Below are 21,840 nucleotides of genomic sequence, written 5' to 3'. Positions count from 1 at the left end.
TCAAGACTATGGCGGATCGACCCATGAATAACAAAGCTAAATTAGCTAAGCTAGTTAAATTAAAAAAAAGTCTATCAATCAGAATAAAAAAGCAATTACTATATGGTGCTGTTGCTTTTGCTTCTGCTGGTTTAATTTCAGGTATTATTGGAGCTTCAATAAGCGCAACAATTGTTTCTGATAACAAACTAACTTCGATAATTCAATCTAATTCTAACCTAGTTACTTCTACGAATGAAGGTTTTAATGACAAGATCGATCCAAGAAAACCTAATCCTGATTTAAATAAATTTATTGGGGATTTGTCTGCTAGTTATGCTGATCGTGAAAAAGGAATTGTTGATCTGACAACTAACCAAATTAAGCCGTTTGATCAAAATAAATTAAGTGATGCTTATATTGGCGCTAACGGTGAATTATTAACTAAGGAGCAAGCTGCTGCTAGTTTATTACCAGAATATAAACTAATCAAAAAATACGCTTATGGTAGCGGTGATAAATTATATGATTCTTTAGATGAATTAAAGAATAATTTCTGGAACAATATTAGCGAAAATTCAATAGCTTATTATGTTTTTAAGGATAAAAACGGTCAAAATCATTACTTCAATCCATTAAATAAAAACGATATTAATAAGTTTAAAGAGTTCGTAATTAACCAAGCAATTAATGGTGATGATAAGTTCTCATTAGATTACTACATTCCATATAGCAATGATAAAAATAACTCAACTTACGTTTCGTTAAGTAAATCATCTGCTGTTTTCAGCGATCAAGGTAATTTTACATTAAGTTCTGATGCTAATTTAGGTAGAGCTTTCGACCAAAAAATTAATCAATTGTTTAATCAAAAAACAAATGATATCTTTAGTCAATCTTCATTTTTACCAACAATTAGCTTACCAAAAACAGCAATCAACGTTCATCAACGTTCAGGTCTTTATTTAGATTACCCAACTGCTCCTAATTATGGGTTTGATAAATACTTCGGAATTGGGTTTAAAGATCAAAATCAGGATTGAAACAATGTAAGTATTTCTGATAAATTAGTAGTCAATCAAGGTTTTAGTGTTAATGATCTGATTGCTAACTTACAAAAAATATCTTCACCTGATTTTGTTAGTAAAAACTTTGATTCAGTTCAATTAAATTCTAGATATCAAAGAAATAATAAGGGTTCAATCATCCCTTCAACTACCTCATTAGATAGTTCAGTAAGTAATTATGGTTTAGGACTTAACCAAGAGCAAGATAATTTAAAACCTTTAATTGCTACTTATAGCTCGATAGGGCGTAATAAATCTGATACTGAAGTTGCTAAACTATTAGATAAAGAATTTTTAAAAACTCACGCGTATATTAAAAACCGTTCATTTGTTACTAAAGATGGTGTTAAACTATTTGGTAAAAATATCGGATTAATCTATAAGGGTAACTTATACGGTTATACCGTTTATGGTGATCCATATATTGCCAAGAATAACTATAACGGAGATCATAGAAATAAAGTATTTATTTACCACGACACATTTAGTAATAATTCTTGATGATTAAAAGCTGGTAATTTTAATAAAGACGGCTTTATTCAATACTCGCCTTACTACTTTGGATTTGGTAATTTAGAAAATGCTAACAAAGCTTATGGATTATATCCAGAAAGTGTTGGTATTAGTAACGATACCCTTCATGTAGGTGCTGATATTTTTGATCTAACTACTAATAGAAGAAATGCTGTTGGTCTTGTTGCTGATATTAAAAATCCAGGTAAAAGATGAGATGGTTGAGTTTCTGCATTAACATTCATACCAAGTTATTGAGAATCTTATAGAATTTCAGCTGAAAACAGAAAACTTTACTTAAATGTTGATGTTGATTGAAAATTAGATAATCAAACTATTACTAACAAAGAAGAATTCATTAGAAAAATATCTGAAAAATTTGGTTTAAACTATTCTGGTAATAATAATTTTGCTATTAACCCTAATTCAGAATTCTATAAATCTTATTTAAGTCAATCTTATATTAATGGAGCTTCTACTTATGCTATCCTATCAGGCTTCAGTAATTTCAGTTCATTAAACAAAATATTAGATGAAAACTTCTTAAATGTTGCTAAATCTCAAGTTAATAAGTTTGCTCAATTCTATGACAAAACTGTAGCTACATTCAGTTTAGGTAACGGTCGTGATAACCGCTTTGTTGATTATGTATTTACGTATTATGATTTATTGCGAGCTAATTCGAATTTAAGTTACAATTCAATCAATTTATCAAGCGCGTACAACACTAACTTCTTAACTCGACATGTATTTGATGTTAAAGACATCAAACCAGTTCTTACATATGGAACTAACAAGCAACCTTTATTTGAAATTGATTTAAGTTCTGATAAAAAGAATTTATTAATTCAAAGTCTAGGATCTAACCAAAACAACTTTAAACAAGCGTTATTATCTACATTAACTCGCTTGCCTTTAGATCAGTTACACAATTCTTTAACTAATTTATCGAATCACTACAAAGTTGATGGTATTGATTTATCTGCTTATAGTTATGATCTAAAATATCAAAAATACTTGGAACTTAATTCGAATAACAACAAAGTTGAATTAAAAGCGGAATATCAAACTAATAACAAAATTAATCTACCTATCTTACCTAAAGGTATTGATCAAGATCAATTCACAACTTTAGTAACTGATAACAATACTTGATTCCCAATCACTTATATGTGGAAATTTTACCAAGAAGCGCTTAGTAGATTATCTAGCGATTCGATAACTAAGAGTGGTGATCAAATTGTTACCGATCCAAACAACCTTCTAGTTTTACAAGGTGGCATTAATACATTTACTGAATTAAGATATGGTAAGTATTACAATATAACTGGAACTGATATCAATCTATCGATTGATAGTTCTTCTGACAAACACAGTTTATTCTTTGATTCAATTCAAAGCCGAGAATTAACAAAATACTTTATTGGTCAGTTTTCAAATAAAGCAAATGTTGTGAATAACTACGAAATCGTTTTGTATTACAACAATGCTACTAACCAAAAACTAGGTTTAGTTAGAGGAAATTACAAGAACCTTTCAAGACTTGAAAAAGAATCTAAAAATAGAGCGTTGATCGAACTTAAACCTAAAGTTGATGAAAACTATAAATTCTACATCGACAAAGATACAACAACTAAAATCAAAAACACTGTATTTACTTTATACCCACTTAAATTACAAAACGGAAGAACATTATACTTTGACTCACTAGACCATTTAAAGGCTTATAGAGGTTAATAAAAAAATAAAAAGAACGTTATCATTTTATTAGTTTGATAACGTTTTTTTGTGCTTTATTTTAGATAAATTTATAATAAATCACATTAGTTTAGGTTTAGTTGACTATTATGATAAAATTGTGTAATTAGGTATTTTACAAAAAGTGAAATCAAAAAAGGTTAATAAAGAAAATGAAGAAATAGCTATTGAAGAACAGGAAGTTCAAAGTAGCGAAGTAGAACAAGAAGAAGTAAGTTCTGATTTTGAAAAAGATAAAATAAGAAGAATAATTGGCATTCTACCGATCATCTTATCAATTGCAGGGATAATAGCTGTATGGATTGGCGCATGATTAATTTCTTACGTGATAGGTTCAATTACTCAAAGAGTTCTTGACCTAACAGAAGTTAATGGTGCTGAGATGTCTAATTTCGGTGAGATTTTCAAAAATGAGCTTACCAAAATTTCGTATGTAATGCTGGCTTTTGGCGGCATCCTGATAATTGCTGGAATTGCCTTATTAGTTGTATCTATTATCCTAGTTATTAAAGACTTCAAAAATAGAAACAAAAAACTTGAGTTATTCTTTATCAAATATCAAGAAATGTTAGAAGAATCAGAACAATTCAACTTAAAACTAGATAACTTAAATAGAATTAATCAGGAAAATCTCAATAAAATTAATTTATTAAATCAAGAAATAACATACTTAAGAAAAAATAACAATAACTCACTAGCTATTATTCAACAACAAAAAACAATAGAAAAAGTTGCTCCTAAACCTCAACAAGTACCTCAACTTCAACAACCTAAACTATTAATCAATTACAACCCTCAAATTAATAAAACGCAACAAAATCAGCAAGTTCTTAAAAAAACAGTTGTAAGAACTACCCAAACTTTAATAAAAAATATTGAACCTAAACGCGTTCAAATTACAGCAGGACCTACTCTTCCAGCCACTAAACGCAGTTTAATAAATCAACCATGATCACCAACAAAGAGATAAAACAAAAAAGTTAAATAAAATCTGATTTTTAAATAAATCAGATTTTATTTTTATTTATAAGCAATAACTCTACTTTAAACATTTTGTTATCTTTATTAGACTAGCAATTATGAATATTTCTATATTTACAAATAAATGCTTAATTTTGTTTGTTAGTATATTAATATTTATATATGGATAGTTATTTTAAGATAATAATTATTAAAACCAAAATCTTTTAGAATAGCACTTTTAGTTGTAATAATTATTATATTCGGTTAGAATTTATAAGATATAAACGACTAGCAAGCCCATAGTGAAATGTTGTGTGAGACTCAACATTTCACTAAAATGTGAAGATTGATCAGGTAACGAAGCTAATTTTTATGAAAATAAATATTTTAAATAGAAAAATAATAATGAAGTCCATTTCAATATTTACTTGAATTACTTTAATTATTTCATTAATTTTTTTGCCAATATTTATTTATATTTTAAATGATCAATTAAGATGAGCTACTTATCCATCAATTCAAGAACAAATAAGTTATAGTTTAACTCATTTTTCGAATTGAAATATTTTAAAATTTTTTGTACCTTATATGAACTGTAATTTTATTTTCCTTTTTACTTTATTTTATAAGCTTAAAAACAGTACATAAAAATAATTCTCTTAATTCTTTATTGGTAGTAAGAAATGTTGGCTTTATTAACCCTAAATTAAGTAAAAGAAATGATTTAATAATTGCTTCAATAATGTTATTTTTAATGAGTTTAGTAATAATGGCATTTGCAAGTTTAATACTTCCTTCTACTGTATATATACACATGGCAGTAACTATACCATTTTTTGTTTTAATGCTTATACACTTATTTCTTAACATGTTTAACTTTATAGCAATTATTAAAGAAACTTTATAGCAATTATTAAAGAAAGAAATTAGTTTTTCCTGTCTTTCCCACTTAGTAGACTAAAAAAACAAATATCGTTTTATGTAAACGGTATTTGTTTTTAATAATTATTAAATATTTAATATTTTTTTAATGATTTCATAATTAGATTAATGTTCATCTATACTTGCATTTTTTATTTTAATGCTTTTTATTAAAGTTTCTTCTGAATAATGTGGTATCGAAGCTAATTTTGTGTAATTGGATTTTTTCGAACTTTTAGTTTTTATTAAGTAAGTTCGGAAATAAATCCATTAACTCTTCATATATTCTATATCAATTTCTCACTCTATTACTTTTCTGATTTAGTTTTTTATATCTTGGATTGTAACCAAAATGTACATATAGGTCTAATAACAGCTGGTTTATGTTATTAAAAGACTTTTTAGCAGCTAGGAAACTCCCAATTACTGAATTATAGTTTTCAACTATGTTGCTGGTATAAACTAATGTCCGTAAAGCTTTAGAAAAGCTAAAGAGTTTTTCTATGTTCTCTATCGCTCTTCGAACAACTTCAACTGCGCGCTTGTTCGAACCGCCTCACTTATTTTTTAAATATTCAAAGCTGTGTTTTGCACTTTCTCAATTGTCTGCTCCATATATGTTTTTTAAGTCTCTTAAAAAATCGGACTTCATAGAATGAGATACATATTTTGCAGCATTTCTAATCATATGAACCGTGCAAGTAATATGCATTGCTTTTGGATAAACGTTTTCAATCGCTTCTTTCAAACCCTTTAAACCATCTGAAACAATAATACATGTTTCAGACAAGCCGCGTTCTTTCAAATTATCAAGAATGTTCATTCATTCTGTAGCAGATTCGGTGTTACTTACGTATAGTGCTATAAGCTCTTTTTGACCATCCGCATTGATTCCTACCACGACATAAAGCGTTTTATTTACGTACTTTGAGCGTCCGCCTTCTTCAGTTTTGATCTTAAAAACCTTACCGTCAATCATTATGATTGGGTAGTTGTTTTCTAGCGGTCTTTCGTGCCAATCGCGCATCTCATCTTGAACAGTTTGGATACAATTTGAAATTACGCTAGGACTTACTTTGAATCCATATATTGACGTTATTTGATCAGCGATTTCATTGTTTGACAAACGAGTAGAAGCTAAAGAAAGAACATCTAAGATAACTTATCATGGATAATTCTTTGATATTTCGGGATAATTTGAGAGTCTTGATTTTCATCACGAATTCTTTTTATTCTTGCGGGAATTTTTCTTGACTTTTCTTAACATTTTTAGTCTATGAACCGCTTTCATCATTACCAGCGTTTTCACCATTAACCAAAGCCTGTAAAACAGGCTTGCCAATATAATCAGTGACGTTTAACAGTTCTTTTCCACTACTAGGGCCAAATTGTTTTACAAATTCAACAATTAATTTTTGAATCTGTTTCATTTGTTTGTCTTTTGAATTCATTTTTGATTACCGTTTATAAAATTATATTAACCTTTCTTTTTTGAGTTAATTAATTATTTTACACAAAATTGAATTCGATTCTGTGAGATTAATATTATTGGTTACTAATTATTTAAGCAATTAGGTGGTTAAAGCCTCAAAAAGATAAAGAAAGGCTATTTATTAGAACTCTTTTTTATTAACCCTAGCAATAATATCTAAGATCTTAGCATTCATTTCAGCTTCAGCAAATACTTGTAAGATATTGTGAATTTGCATGTATGTATTAACATAAGTTTTTATGAATGCTTCGATCTCCATATTATTATTGACATTGATATCTTCAGTAGCAATAAATTTATACTTATCAACTAGTGCTTTTAATGCCTCATAACTACAACCCAGAGATTTTGCTTGTTGTACTAAATATGCATCGTTTCTGGCATTTTTCTCAGCTTCAAACTTAGATCAAAAATCAACGGTATTTTCAATTAATAAGTTATTATTAGCATCATCCCAGTTTTTATTAAAAACTACTTTAGCAATCTCTTGATCTTCAATGCTTAATCTAGTGATATTCTCACTTAGCATATTATAAGCATCTTGTTTGGTTAAGGTATTTTTATTATCAAATAAGAATTTCAGATTAATCGTTGTTTCACGACTTGAAGATCCTTTATAAACCAATGATAATTCAATTGGCACATAAAACTCATCAGGATCATTAATTACTTCATCAGCAATCTCTTTATATCTTTGTTCTAGAGTTAGGTATTGTTCTTGATCAAAGTCTAATTGTTTTTTATCTTTGTTTTTTCAAGTGTCCCAATTGAATAGTTGTAAGCTAATAATTCGATACAGTTTAGCTAGTTTGTTAAATTCATTAACAAATTTTCTCTTTCCTGATTTATTTTGGGGAGCACTACTAAAGTTTTTTATATTTGTTGATTCAAAGACTTTTTTAATTTCACTAAAGATCTCATTCATCTGGGCAATATTATTCTCAATATCACTAATAAAGATCTTTTGGGCAATATTTTCATTTGAATAGATATCAAAGGCTTTTTCAATATCTTCTTTAACGCTTTGACATAAACGATAATAAACCACTTGACCCATTTGTTTCTGATCGTTTAACACACGGTTGGTGCGTGAGATTGCTTGAACATATTGTTCAGGTGAACTAAACCTGCGATCTAAATATAAGGTGTTAATGTATTTTGAGTCATAACCAGTTAACAACTGATTAACCACAATCACAAGATCGATCTTACTATCATCGTTAGTTAAATATTTATAGCGATCTTTATGCGCTAATCTTAATTGTACATCTTCTTTAAATTTATCTCATTCATCAAGACTACATTCACCTTCATGTTGGAGATATCTAAAGATCTCATCACAAGATGAAAACATCTTGTGATAGTTGGCTAAGATTAGTTTTATCGCATCTTCTTTGTTCTTTACTTTTGATTCATAAGCGATCTTATTTCCATGATAATCATACTTATCATCTTCTTCAGTAGTATCAAAGTTAGGATCAAAGATTGCTGTTACATTTAAGTTTAAATCATCATTATTTTCTTGAATGAATAACTTATAGTATTCAATTGCTTGATCAATATCAGGGACAGTTAAGATAGCGTGAAACTTTCTTTCATCACTACGGCTTTTCCAATTTTCTCTAATATCACTAACAACTACCTTGCGGTGTTGATGATCAAACGGGCTTTCATCCTTGTTTGAGACTAGAAACTTTTCAACTTTTTCATATCTTTCTTTCTTCTCATCAGGAAATTGGTAATTAGGATCAAATCTTTTGATCTTACTAATGATATCTTCATAATTTATCGTATAAACTGAATATGTATCAATCTTAAGAACGCTTTCATCAGCGATCGCATTACTAATCTTGTAGTTATGAATCTCTTCACCAAAGATTTGATAAGTTGTAAGATCATTCTTTTTGTTTTCATTAAGAATTGGTGTTCCAGTAAAACCAATAAAGATCGCTTTATTAAACACTTGACGAATTTGTTTAAACATTTTATCAAATGTTGAGCGGTGACATTCGTCAACAACAAAAACGATTCTTTTATCTAGGATCTTTTTGGGTAGTTGGAACTCATTTAGATCACTTAACTTACTTAACTTATAAATTGATGTAACGATTAATTCTCTTGATGAACTAATTAATTTCTTAAATAAGTCATCTGTATTATATGTTCCTTGAACAGTTTTTGTAGTTGGACTAAAACTTTTATATTCAATCAAAGTTTGTTTGACTAATTCAATCCGATCAGCTACAAAAACCACCTTATCAGCTAATGATCCATCCTTGTTTCATTGATATATAAGTTCGGCTAATTTATATGAGGTTAAGGTTTTACCAGACCCAGTTGTGTGTCAAACATGACAACTCTTTTCACTTTTAAAGTCATCTTCAAGTTTTTTATCTCATAAACCGTTCTTCTTAACACGGATAACTTTATCTAAAACTTTTTTAATTGCGTGGTATTGATAGGGTCTAACGATCTTAAGGCTTTCAGAACCCTTATCTGGAATCGTGTAATGAGCGATTAGATTATGAGCAATTGGAATTGATAAGAATTCTTTAGCGATTTCTTTTCAATCAGTGATCTCTTTATTTTGAGCATCAGTTCATTTAAACCAAAATTTCTTCTCGAAATTTCTAGCAGATCCTGGGTTGGCAAAATACCTTGTTTTGTTAGGAGTCATCGTAACAAAGATCTGAATACATTTAAACAACCCATTAAAGTTATCATTCTCATAATAATTCTTAATTTGGTAAAAAGCTTTGCTTAGTTTATCATTTTCGTTTTCACCACGTCTAACATCTTTAAGTTCGATATGTATTAATGGGATACCATTGATTAATAGTTGAAGATCACCACGATCACCATTATGGCCTTTGAATTGTGGTTGTCTAACGATCTGATAAACTGTTGAACCACCACCAATATCATTCTTATGAAAAAGAATTAAAGAAACATTACTACCATCTGTACGGGTGATGTTGATTGATCCACCGTTGAATAAAAGATTAATCTCATAAGGTGTTCTAGATTTGAACTCGTTATAGATCTTATTCATTTCGTCATCATCAAGATCTCTACCATTTAAACGATCCTGGCCTTTGTTTAATTTGTTTAAGATATCTCTTCAATTATTAATTAATTTTTTCTCGTCAGGGTGCTTGATGATGGCATCTTTCTCATCTAGCTTAAAATTACCAAGTTTTCAGCCATATTCTTCTGTTAGTTCCTTAACTAACAGGTTCTCGAATTCGTGTTCTCCTTCATTAATATATTTAGACATTTTTTATTTCCTAACAGAACATTTTTTCTAGTATAGCTTCTTTAACATTTTGTAGCTTTTGACACTTGCGCTGATGAAGAGCAAGGAGATTGTCAATATTTTTGAAAAAGGAAACTAATAACGCTTGCTCTTTTTCATGAATCGATACATGAACTTTTATCTCTTTAATGTCAGAATTGTGTATGTGTCTAACAGTACTTCCTTTTATTATTTGAATAAGTTTGTTTCTGCAAGAATTTAAGCAAAGTGAAAGATAACTTCCATATTATACTTTTTCTAGGCCTAATAATATTTACATCTCCGCCAATTAATACATCGTCTTTTTCAATGCTTGTAGCTCTAGCTAAACCGTTGGGAGTAGTGTCGGAACCAGGAATTAAAACATCACCAAATTTACTAAAGAATGGATTTTTTAATTTCTCATTAGTTCTATAAAGGACTTTATCAATAATCATTCCGTAATCGGTATAAAGATGTCCATATAGTATGCAATCCTGTTTTCCGTTCTGACTGATTGCATCTCAATTTAACCCATTCCCTCTTAAAAAATCAGCTAGTGTTTTAAGTTTGACTTGTTCCCAAGCGTAAGTATAACCTTTGAATCGAATTTGAGGTTTGTCAGCATTATTTTTTTGGGAACATTTTTTCAAGCAATGATTCCTTAATATTTTTAAGTTTTTCTAACTTGCGCTTATGAAGTGTTACTAGATGATCTAAAGTTGCAAAAATATTTGATATTTTTTCTCGTTCTTCCTCATTTGTTAGGTATCATGATTTCAACTCCAGCCATCACATTGTTCATAAGCTTTGGAATACCTACATAGGAAACATAGCTTTTTGAAACATTATTTAAAGCTTCAGCGATCATCTTATCAGCTTTAACTTTTTTAGAAAGCAGAACCCCACAAACGTTTGTGCAATAAAACTTTCCGCTTCTAAAATTCACTGTACCAGCATTACCATCAGTTGTTCAGGTAATCGTGTCTTCATAAAGATATTCATGATAGTAACCTAATAAACCGTTGTTCAATGTTTGTGATGAATAAACAGGATAACGATTTTTGTTGGTTTTTTCTTTAGTAGTTTTATTTACTGCCAGCACATAGCCTCTAGTAATTTCAAAAAGATTTGCAATCTTTTGTTCTTCCCATTCGTTAGTAAATCCAGAAAAACGAATTACTGGTTTCTTTGCACTTTTTTTCATCTTATTTACCCCAAAATAATTAACATTGCTATTCATTTTATATATCTGGATTAACCCTTGCCATTCTTAATCAAGTAAATGGATTTATAACTAATGTTTTTAAAAAATCACCTAAATTTTATCTATTAAGCCCTAAAAACTAAAAAATTTAATTTACGCTTTTCTCAATTCTCACTAAATGCCTTAAACCTAAGAAGTAGTATTTTATTTTGTACCATTATTTATTACCTAGGATTTTCTTAAGTTCATTTAAACCTTCCATATCTAGATCAGGCCCTTCTAGTTCGTTAATTAATTCAATTAATGAGTTTTGAGTTTGGATAATTTGAACTTCTAAATCTGATAACTTGTCAATGTATTTCTTATCTAGTCGGTTTAGTTCACTAGCTAAGTTTTCAATCTTATATTTAGTTGATTTTGAGATCGCACTAATTAATGGGTCAATTCATTTTAAGCATAGTAAAGTTTTAGCTTCTTCATCAGTTAACTTACTATAAGCTTGGATCGTATTTTTTTCTAGTTGCAGTTTAGCTTTTCTTATTGCACTATTTAATGCTCTCTTTTCTTTATCGATTGATAGTGCTTCAACTAATAAAGCTTCAACACTTTCTGGTTGAGATTTAGCAACAACACTTAAATTCTTTAACTGTTTTTTGATCTCATCGAAGTTTAGTTTGTTCTCTTCTTTTTTGTAGAAGTTATTAACCACATCACTTTCATAACCAGCCACTTCATTTAATAACTCTTCAAGACGAGCATTAATCTCTTCAACTTTGTTACTATTAATTTCAAGCGCTTCAAGTTGATTATTAAACTTAAGTTTAGTTACAAATTCAAACGGAATAACGGGGGTTTGATAAATCCCATAAGTAGTATTTTTGCTAACTAGCTTCTTATCAGCTTTAGCACTAATTGTTGAACTATCATGTTCTTTAAGTTCTCTGATTGTGTCAAAACTATTTTTATTATCAGCTGATTTTATCACTTTAAGATCATTTTCAATAATTGTCCATTCATTATCAAACAACTGGAATGCTTGGTAATAATCAAGTAATTTATAAGATTTAAGCACAGATTGAATCTTATCTAAGAATTGTTGGTAAACATTGTATAAATCAATAACATTAAGATCGGTATCAATCAACGATTTCTTAAAGTAAGTTCTTAATGATTCAAGACTCTTATTAAAATCTGATAAGTATTTCTTAACTTCTTCATTATTTGAAATTACTTTTTCAACATCATGATCTTTAAGTTGGTAATTCTTACCATTATCATTTAGTAACGCTTTTTTAAGCGTTGGGAAAGTTGATCAGAAATCACTTAATTTATCAATATCATTATGCGGGATTCCACTAAAGATTGATGAGTATAGATTGTGGTTATCGCCATTATCAACGAGATCAATGTATTTAGGAATATTTAAGTTATATTCATTAGCTTTGATCTCTTCATGGCTTACAACTCTAGCAAAGCCAGGGATATCTTCTCTAGCACTAAACGCATCATAAATGCGCACGATGTCTGAACTTTGTAATTTATTTTTATTACCTTCTTTAGTAAAGTATTTTGAAGCATCAATAAATAACACATTATTTTTTTCTTTTTTGGTTTTGCTTCTCTTTAGTACCATAATGATTGTTGGAATTCCAGTACCAAAGAAGATATTACTTGGTAGACCAATAATCGCATCAATATGATCATGACTGATGAGGTTTTGTCTAATCTGTAATTCACTACCACCTCTAAACAACACACCATGTGGTAATACGATCGTTAAGATCCCATGATCTTCTAAGTGATATAGTGAGTGTAATAAGAAAGCTAGTTCAGATTTACTCTTAGGAGCTAAACCATATCTAAATCTTGGATCATTTTCCTTATTTTCGGTATTTCAAGCTAATGAGTAAGGTGGGTTAGATACAACCGCATCAGTTCTTTTACTCTTGTATTTTTGCTCTTCATATACAAATGGTCAGTCCTCTTTTAATGTGTCGCCACATTTTGCAAACATATTAACTGAATGAACGTCATTCATTAATAAGTTCATTCTAGTAATGTTATAAGTTGTATAGATTACTTCTTGAGCATAATATTGGATCTTTACATTCTTATCAATCTTTTTAAGCTCTCTTCCTAAAGTGATCAATAATGAACCTGAACCTGAAGTAGGGTCATAAATACTTACATTTTTTAGACCTTTTAAGTGGTTAGCTGCAATTACTGACATCAGTTGAGAAACTTCATGAGGGGTATAGAATTCACCAGCCTTTTTACCGGCATTAGCAGCAAACATAGAGATTAAATATTCATAAACAAAACCAAGAATATCATAGTCCTGCTTTGAAGTGATCGGAATCTTATTGATTAGATTGCAGATATTTCAAATCGCTTCAGATCGTTCATAAGCAGTATTACCTAGTTTTTGAATTCCAACTTGGAGATCTTTAAAAATATCTTTAAAGCTTTCTTCGTATTTTTCTAAGATCGATCTTTCAAAACTATTTAAAGCAGTTGATACTTTATCAGATAGATCATCACCAGGGTTGTAATTCTTGATCCAAGTTGAAAACAAGTTTTCATAAGCTATGTAATAGCCAAGATCCTTTTTGCATTTATGAATGATTGAAGCGATCCCTTTTTTCTCAGCCTCAGCAAGTGCAACTAAATATTGTTTTTTATCTTCGTCCTTTACTACGTTTTTACTAGCAAAATATTCATCTTGTTTATCAGACAAGTACTTATAAAATAGAAAGCCTAAGATATAGTCCTTATAATCGTTGGCTTCAATATTCCCCCTCATCTCATTTGCCATTGCTCATATTTCGCGCGCTAACTCTTGTTTTGTCATTCTAATCCCATATACGAATAAAAATATTCAAGTCCTTTAAATTACTTGAACAACTAACTCAATTTTAAACTATAAAATTTTTTTTTAACATCGTTAAAAAGAGAGACATTTTACTTAAAAACTTGCAAATTTGCAATTCTTTAATTCAAAACTATGTGAACCGGACCAAGTTATTGCTTTAAAAAAGTATTAAATATTAATAATTAACTATTAATATTTCATTATTTCTTTTTATAAAATGCGTCCCAAATATTTTAAACTGTGTCCCACTATGTTACAATCAAAGCAATAAGATTATAGTTTAATATGAAAAAAGAAACGGTTATAAATTTAATTAGGTATTATACAGAAAACGATGACTATCGTTTTAGAAATGAAGCATACGAAGTAGCTAGAGCTTTTGATAAAGCTGGTGATCGGGAGTTAGCTGAATACATCATGGCTTTATTATCTGACGGTCTTAGTTTTGCTCCTCAGATTAATGAAGATAACTTGGTTTTTCTTAAAAAGATCAAAGTCAATGGTGATCCATTACCATTGCCTAAGCAAATTGAATCTGATCTTTTAGGGATTGTTAATGCGCTTAAGAGTGGTGTTAATAAATTTTTATTCCAAGGATCACCTGGTACGGGTAAAACTGAAAGTGTTAAACACCTTGCAAGAATTTTAGGTAGGGATTGCTATGTTGTTGATTTCGACACATTAATTGATAGTAAACTAGGTCAAACAACAAGAAATATTAGCAATTTATTTCAAGAAATAAATAAATATTTAATTGCCCAAAAATCTGTTATTTTATTTGATGAAATTGATGCTTTAGCATTAGATCGAACTAATTCAAGAGACGTCAGAGAAATGGGAAGAGCTACTACATCAGTACTAAAAGGATTAGATAACTTAGATCCTAATGTTTTATTAATTGCCACAACCAATTTATATAACCATTTCGATAAAGCTTTAACCCGAAGATTTGATTACATAATTAATTTTAACCGCTATGAAAAAGAAGATCTAATAAGAATTTCTGAAATATTATTAAATAGTTATTTGCCTAAATTTAAACATGCATCAAGCAATGTCAGATTGTTTAAAAAAATCATCTCATCAATGAGCGATATTCCTTATCCTGGTGATCTGAAAAATCTGATTCGATCATCCTTAGCATTTAGTAACCCTAATGATGAATATGATTACTTAAAACGTTTATATATAGCGGTTAATAATGAGGATGAAAGTGAGATAAGTCTTAATAATATTCAAGATAAAGGATTTACAGTAAGAGAGATCGAGATTTTAACAGGCATTTCAAAAAGCAAGGTAGCAAGAGAGTTAAAAAGTAGATAAACTATGAATGAAATATTAAAATTAAGAGTTAATTTCTCAGATGCAAAACCTAATCCTGTTAGAGCTAGTGCTGCTAATATTCCTAAATATCAATCTGTTGATCTTAAGAAAATTGAAGATCTCAAAAATGATTTAAACTATGTTATTGAATACTGAAATAATGTTAATCAATCCTTACCAATTAAACCACTAATCAACATCCACTATAAAGAACTCATTGCTAAAAGCAATAGAATTAAAGGATTATTAGACAACAGTAGTCAAAAAAATAATGAAAGTGTAGTTGGTGCTAAATTTAGTGATGATGATAAACATAAACACATAATCACCCATTGTGTCGAAAAAAAGGTTTTAGTAAATGCACTAAAAAGAATACAGAACGTTATCTATATTTTTAAAAAACAATTTAAAAATAAAATAACTCATGACGATATTATCAAGATAAATTCTGGTCAATACAATGAATTATTTAATAATGATCAAAACCAATCAGTTAGTAAATCTTCATTTATAAATATCATTGTTGATGCTTATTATGTTGAAAAAATTAGTGTCCAAGAAGAAGTTAGTGAAATTGCTAGAAATAACGGTTTAATTACTATTTATAAAACTGGTTATGATCTAAAAAAACTTTTAAACCACTTAGGTTTAGATATTTTAGATAGTCAGATTATTGATGAAACCACTTTAATGCTTGAACCCAGGAACTATGAAATATTAAGACTAAAAGCTCCACAATTAATCTCAATGGCTGTTAGTGATATTTCACTTATTGATAACTTGCCATCAATAGGTCTTAATAATGAATGACAAATAAAGATCGATGATCCAAAAGATGAACCAATCATTGGAGTTATTGATACCTTATTTGATAAGAATGTATATTTCTCTAAATGAGTTGAGTATGAAGAACATATCCCTGTAGGTGTAACTAAATCAACAAGAGATTACTTTCATGGAACAGCTGTCTCATCAATTATTGTTGATGGTCCATCGTTTAACAAAAAAGAATTGAATGATGGTTGTGGTAGATTTAGGGTTAAGCATTTTGGGGTAGCTTTAGCTGATAAATTTAATACATCAACGTTAATGAGAAAGATCGAAGAGATCGTCAAACAAAATAAACACAAGATCAAGGTTTGAAATCTTTCATTAGGTTCTGCGCATGAAATTAATAATAATTTTATTTCTTGAGAAGGATCAATTTTAGATAAGATCCAATATGAGCATGATGTGATCTTTGTTGTCGCTGGAACAAATAAACATGAAAAATTTCCTGTTGAAAAAATTGGTGCTCCAGCAGATTCAATTAACTCGTTAATTGTTAATTCGGTTGATCATAGAAAAAACCCATCAATTTTTTCTAGAAGGGGTAAGGTATTATCGTTTTTTAACAAACCAGATATCAGTTATTATGGTGAAGGGATCCGAACATGTACGCCGATTGGTGAAGACATCTGTCAGGGAACCTCATTTGCTGCTCCATGAATTGCTAGAAAACTGGCTTATCTAATCTATGTATTAGATTTTTCAATTGAAGAAGCTAAAGCATTGATTATTGATTCAGCAATAAAGTGACCTTCTTATAAACAAGTAAATAAGGATGAAAGAGAAACCATAAATAAAGAAGAACTAATTGGCTATGGTGTTGTCCCAATTAAGATCGATGATATTGTCAAAACAGCAACAGAAGATATCAAAATCGTTATTAGTGGTGTAGCTGAAGAATTCAATACTTACTTTCACAATATTCCGATCCCTCACCAAAATAACCAACAACCATTCATCGCTAGAGCCACGCTTTGCTATCTAACTAAATGTTCAAGAAATCAAGGGGTTGATTATACTGATACTGAACTTGATTTTAAGTTTGGTCAAGTGCGTGTTGATAAAAACGAAAATGAAAGAATTGATGATCTAAAAAAGAATAAACAATCCGAAGATAAAAATCTTAATTTGCGTGAAAAGAAAGTTAGATCTGAATATCGTAAGTGAGATAACGTTAAACATATATCTGAAACATTATACACACCTAAAGGTTATAAGAAAAAACCAAGAAACGGAACTAATAGTTGAGGTATAAGTATCAAGAAGAAGAACCGTTCAACTAATAGTCAATCTGAAAGTATTAAGTTTGGTCTTGTAATAACGCTAAAAGAGATAAACGGCTTAAACAAAATTAATGATTTCCTTAATTTGTGTCAAATGAATAATCTGATTGTTCATAAAGTCAATATTAAGAAACATGTTGATATTAAAGAAAAAGCTAAAGAAGATATTAATTTTGAATAACTATATCAAAATATAATACTTTAAGTTATCGTGATTATTCAGATAATACGACCAAGACGTACACCTTACCAGATAATAATATTGTTCGTCCGTTAGAAACCCAAATTCAATCTGAAGAGTTTACCACTTACCACACTTTAAAAGAAAACGGTTTAAGATTTGATAAATGAGCTTCAGTTGATATCACTTCAAGCGCGTTAATTGGTTTAAACAATGGTTATAATGCTTTATCTGATTTAATTGAAATCAGATATGTTTCACCAATTACCAAAGCAGTAATGTCAATTGATAGGAACGACCAAGATTACATAGAACAATTAACAAACTTGTGAAACGTAAGAATAACACCACAAGAAGGAATCTTTGAAGTTAAACCAGAGTCTGCATCTAAGAACTTAGATGAGTCAACTGGTGACGATTTTACATTTAAAGACCGAATAAATTCTTATGCAGAAGTAATGGGTCCTATTAGTGTTGTTAATAAAAAACAAAATAAAGATAATAATGGTTATATCTACACCTTAAAATATAAGGTGAGATTAAATAACAAGGTTAACGACGACACTTGATACGAAGGTCAATCTGATGTTCAGTTGTTCGATAAAGTTAACGTCTAGTTTACTTAACAAAACGGGTATTCTAGATCATCCAGACAACGATGAAGGTTATGAATTTCCCATACGAAATCATCGTAAAATAATTCTAAAAATATAGAATTAACGCTAATTAAGTGTTCTAAAATAAATATTTTAGAACCTAAAAAAAAAAATAATAGAAAGAAAAAACTATTTAATAACTGTGAAACTGTATGATACCCTAACAAAAACAAACGTAGATATTAATGCTAATGAGATCAATATTTACGTTTGTGGACCAACTGTTTATGATCATATTCATATTGGTAATTTAAGACCAATAGTTACCTTTGATGTATTAAGAAGATTATTAGAACATTCAAACAAGAAAGTTAATTTTGTTCATAATCTTACAGATATAGATGACAAAATTATTAATCAAGCTCAGCGCTTGAATTTATCTGAAGAAGAAGTAACCAAAAGATATACATCTGCTTACTTTGAGATTTTAGATGAGCTTAATATTAAGTTACCCAAGATCGTTAAGGTAACCGACGTAATGAGTGGGATCATTAAGTATATTGAAAAAATTTATGATAAGCAATATGCTTATGAACTGGACGGAGATATTTATTTTGATACCACAAAGATTGCTGATTACGGGGTTTTATCTAAACGTAAGTTAGATGAGCAGATCAGCGGGATTAGAGTTAAAAGTAATGAAAATAAAACAAGTCCTAATGACTTTGTTTTATGAAAAAAAACAATTGAGGGCATTAAGTGAAATTCTAGATTTGGTCTAGGGCGTCCAGGCTGACACACAGAATGTGCCTACATTATCGACCAAGAGTTTAAGCAAAAAGGGTTTGTTATTCATGGGGGTGGGATTGATTTAGTATTCCCTCACCATGAAAATGAGAACGCACAAAATCTAGCTTTATACAATAAGAATTTAGTAAATTGTTGAGTACATGTCGGATATCTTTTAATTGATAATGAAAAGATGTCAAAATCGCTTAACAACTTTATCTATGTTAAGCATTTAATTGAGTCGCACAATTATCGAGCTATTCGATGGGTGTTTTATAACACAGCTCACACCCAACCATTAAATTTTGATGGAATGATAATTAAAGCTGCCCAAAAAGATGTTGAAAAAATCATTAGCACCGTAAACCGGTTTAGAACCTTTTTAATTGCTAATAAGAACAATATTCCAAGCAGTTCATTAGTTTGTGAAGAGTTTAAAAAAGCTCTGTTTGATAACTTAAATTTTGCCAACGCAACTAAAGTTATCTGAGACTTAATCAAAGTTTTAAACGAATCAATTGCTTACAAAAAGATTGATGAAAATATTTGGGCTTATCAACAATTAATCTGGTGTTTAGAAATCTATGGAATCGTTCCAGATATGATCCATAATGAACAGATCATTGATCAGATTAATCAATGATCTGAATTATTAAACAACAAGGATTATGAAAAAGCTGATTCAATAAGAAATAAATTGATTAATAAAAAAGTTTTATAAGAAATGAAAAATCAATTTAAGCCACAATTTAATAACAAACACCAAAATAAACATAAGAAAGAACGTTTATGTTTATTTGGTTATAATGGTGTTTATGAAGGCTTAATCAACAATCTTAAGATTAAGAAAGTTTACTTACATAAAGAAGATCATCTTTTGCTTAAATTAATTAAGCAAAAAGGGATTGAATACGAACTCCATACAATTAAGTGGTTTGATAATCAGTACCGAGATTTATCAAACCACCAAGGGTTTGTAGCCGAGATTGATGGTAGTTCATTAACGATCTCGTTTAACCAGTTTTGTGAAAAAATAAAAAACGAACAACAAGGTATTGTTGTTGTTTTAGATCAGATCCATGATCCTGGAAATTTTGGTGGGATCTTACGGAGTTGTTTGGCAGCAAATGTGCTTGGGGTCATCTTTAAAAAAGACAACCAAGCAAGTATTAATAACACGGTGATAAAAACATCACTAGGTGCATGTTTTTATCTTAATCTAATTGAGGTTGCCAACTTATCTTATGCGATCAAAGATCTACAAGATAAGTATGACTTTTGATCTTATGTCTCTAATTTAAGTGATCAAGCTCAAGATTATAATGTTGATTATGCTAATAAATCAATCTTAATTGTTGGAAACGAACAAAAAGGAGTTTCTAGTCAACTAATTAAGAATGCTGATTATCAGATCAAGATCCCGATGTATACTGATAAGATACAGTCCTTAAACGTCTCAGTAGCAACTGGAATTATGTTGTTTAATATGAAACAAAAGATTAAGTAATAGTTTATTTATTTCAAAATTTTGTTTCAGATTAAATATGTTTAATGATAAAACTTTTTCGTTTATAAAAAATACTTGTTTTTGTTATTGCTTACACAAGTATTGTACAGTGCTAAAACAATTGATTGAGATAATTCATCGTTTAATTTGTTATTGCTTACACAAGTATTGTACAGTGCTAAAACACAATATAAAAAATACTTAGATAATAATAGGTTATTGCTTACACAAGTATTGTACAGTGCTAAAACAAATAACTATACGGGTATCAAGTTTTTCTTGTTATTGCTTACACAAGTATTGTACAGTGCTAAAACTCGATAGGTTTGAGTTCGTTTGGTAAATCGGTTATTGCTTACACAAGTATTGTACAGTGCTAAAACAATGTTATAAGCTGAAAGTTGTTTGTGTTGGTTATTGCTTACACAAGTATTGTACAGTGCTAAAACAAAATCCGGGTTATTAGTATAACCAAGACGTTATTGCTTACACAAGTATTGTACAGTGCTAAAACAATGGGTTTGAGTTCGTTTGGTAGATCACCGTTATTGCTTACACAAGTATTGTACAGTGCTAAAACTTTTCAATACCAACATAATTATCACGCAAAGTTATTGCTTACACAAGTATTGTACAGTGCTAAAACTAACATCGACACAAATAAGTTAGTTTCAAAGTTATTGCTTACACAAGTATTGTACAGTGCTAAAACAGATCAAAAGCAGAGTTAGTAGACTCTAAAGTTATTGCTTACACAAGTATTGTACAGTGCTAAAACCCCGAAAACATCAAAAAAATCGAATGAAAGTTATTGCTTACACAAGTATTGTACAGTGCTAAAACTTTGTGGTATAGATGAGTTACTTATTAACTGTTATTGCTTACACAAGTATTGTACAGTGCTAAAACATACAATAGATTAGTTTATTGAAAAATAACGTTATTGCTTACACAAGTATTGTACAGTGCTAAAACATTCTGTTATAATTACTACTAAATAGAGTTGTTATTGCTTACACAAGTATTGTACAGTGCTAAAACATACAATAGATTAGTTTATTGAAAAATAACGTTATTGCTTACACAAGTATTGTACAGTGCTAAAACATTCTGTTATAATTACTACTAAATAGAGTTGTTATTGCTTACACAAGTATTGTACAGTGCTAAAACTTTATGAACTAAATATTCTCGTTTTAATGAGTTATTGCTTACACAAGTATTGTACAGTGCTAAAACAAAAAACGGAGATCAAAATTCACTTTTTAAGTTATTGCTTACACAAGT

13 protein-coding genes, 1 pseudogene and 1 CRISPR repeat array (1 of these 15 running past the window's edge) are annotated in these 21,840 nt (G+C 29.4%); of the genes and pseudogenes, 7 read left to right on the top strand and 7 right to left on the bottom strand.

Translation table 4 applies throughout. The features are described 5' to 3' along the window. The first annotated feature begins 8 nt into the window (after window positions 1-8). Window positions 9-3,296, top strand: a complete 3,288-nt coding sequence (locus D2833_RS03790) for a hypothetical protein (protein ID WP_027333284.1) — start codon at window positions 9-11, stop codon at window positions 3,294-3,296. A 145-nt stretch (window positions 3,297-3,441) separates the two neighbouring features. Beyond that, window positions 3,442-4,287 (top strand): hypothetical protein, encoded by an 846-nt coding sequence (locus tag D2833_RS03785; protein WP_027333285.1) that lies wholly within the window; start codon window positions 3,442-3,444, stop codon window positions 4,285-4,287. Between the two features lie 611 nt (window positions 4,288-4,898). On the opposite strand, the gene D2833_RS04120 is transcribed toward D2833_RS03785, so the two are convergent. From D2833_RS04120 to D2833_RS03750, 7 genes and pseudogenes are all read right to left on the bottom strand, one after another. After that, complete coding sequence (locus D2833_RS04120; RefSeq protein ID WP_036447436.1) at window positions 4,899-5,150, bottom strand: hypothetical protein; 252 nt, start codon at window positions 5,148-5,150, stop codon at window positions 4,899-4,901. 286 nt (window positions 5,151-5,436) lie between these two features. After that, a pseudogene (locus tag D2833_RS03770) lies at window positions 5,437-6,652 on the bottom strand (IS256 family transposase). A 162-nt stretch (window positions 6,653-6,814) separates the two neighbouring features. Then, window positions 6,815-9,970, bottom strand: coding sequence for a type I restriction endonuclease subunit R (locus D2833_RS03765; RefSeq protein WP_027333315.1), 3,156 nt, complete (start codon window positions 9,968-9,970; stop codon window positions 6,815-6,817). A gap of 10 nt (window positions 9,971-9,980) precedes the next feature. After that, on the bottom strand, window positions 9,981-10,178 hold the full coding sequence (locus D2833_RS04290) for a restriction endonuclease subunit S domain-containing protein (RefSeq protein WP_231992530.1): 198 nt from the start codon (window positions 10,176-10,178) through the stop codon (window positions 9,981-9,983). After that, a complete protein-coding gene (locus D2833_RS03760) occupies window positions 10,159-10,620 on the bottom strand; it encodes a restriction endonuclease subunit S domain-containing protein (protein ID WP_231992424.1) in 462 nt (153 codons plus the stop codon). The genes D2833_RS04290 and D2833_RS03760 overlap by 20 nt, the downstream gene beginning before the upstream one ends. Window positions 10,621-10,661: 41 nt before the next feature. After that, window positions 10,662-11,174 carry a restriction endonuclease subunit S gene (locus D2833_RS03755; protein ID WP_231992422.1) on the bottom strand — a complete coding sequence of 171 codons (513 nt, stop codon included), beginning with the start codon at window positions 11,172-11,174 and terminating at the stop codon, window positions 10,662-10,664. 217 nt (window positions 11,175-11,391) lie between these two features. Beyond that, window positions 11,392-14,025 (bottom strand): type I restriction-modification system subunit M, encoded by a 2,634-nt coding sequence (locus tag D2833_RS03750; RefSeq protein ID WP_027333316.1) that lies wholly within the window; start codon window positions 14,023-14,025, stop codon window positions 11,392-11,394. Window positions 14,026-14,331: 306 nt separating this feature from the next. Here D2833_RS03750 and D2833_RS03745 point away from each other — a divergent pair, with 306 nt between their 5' ends. From D2833_RS03745 to rlmB, 5 genes are all read left to right on the top strand, one after another. Then, a complete protein-coding gene (locus D2833_RS03745; protein ID WP_014574796.1) occupies window positions 14,332-15,369 on the top strand; it encodes an ATP-binding protein in 1,038 nt (345 codons plus the stop codon). 3 nt (window positions 15,370-15,372) lie between these two features. Further along, entirely contained in the window at window positions 15,373-17,661 is a 2,289-nt protein-coding gene (locus tag D2833_RS03740; protein WP_027333317.1) for a S8 family peptidase, read from the top strand. Window positions 17,662-17,939: 278 nt separating this feature from the next. Further along, a complete protein-coding gene (locus D2833_RS03735) occupies window positions 17,940-18,278 on the top strand; it encodes a hypothetical protein (RefSeq protein WP_027333318.1) in 339 nt (112 codons plus the stop codon). A gap of 181 nt (window positions 18,279-18,459) precedes the next feature. Further along, on the top strand, window positions 18,460-19,767 hold the full coding sequence (cysS, locus tag D2833_RS03730; protein WP_027333319.1) for a cysteine--tRNA ligase: 1,308 nt from the start codon (window positions 18,460-18,462) through the stop codon (window positions 19,765-19,767). 3 nt (window positions 19,768-19,770) lie between these two features. Further along, a complete protein-coding gene (gene rlmB, locus D2833_RS03725; protein ID WP_027333320.1) occupies window positions 19,771-20,553 on the top strand; it encodes a 23S rRNA (guanosine(2251)-2'-O)-methyltransferase RlmB in 783 nt (260 codons plus the stop codon). An 83-nt stretch (window positions 20,554-20,636) separates the two neighbouring features. Further along, window positions 20,637-21,840: a CRISPR direct-repeat array (repeat unit 36 nt; unit sequence GTTATTGCTTACACAAGTATTGTACAGTGCTAAAAC) (it continues 810 nt past the right edge of the window).

Source organism: Mycoplasmoides gallisepticum (assembly GCF_900476085.1).
In the GTDB taxonomy this organism is placed as follows: Bacteria; Bacillota_I; Bacilli_A; order Mycoplasmatales; family Mycoplasmoidaceae; genus Mycoplasmoides; species Mycoplasmoides gallisepticum.
Note: the sequence above shows the minus strand (reverse complement) of the source record. Positions and strands in the feature narration are given on the sequence as shown.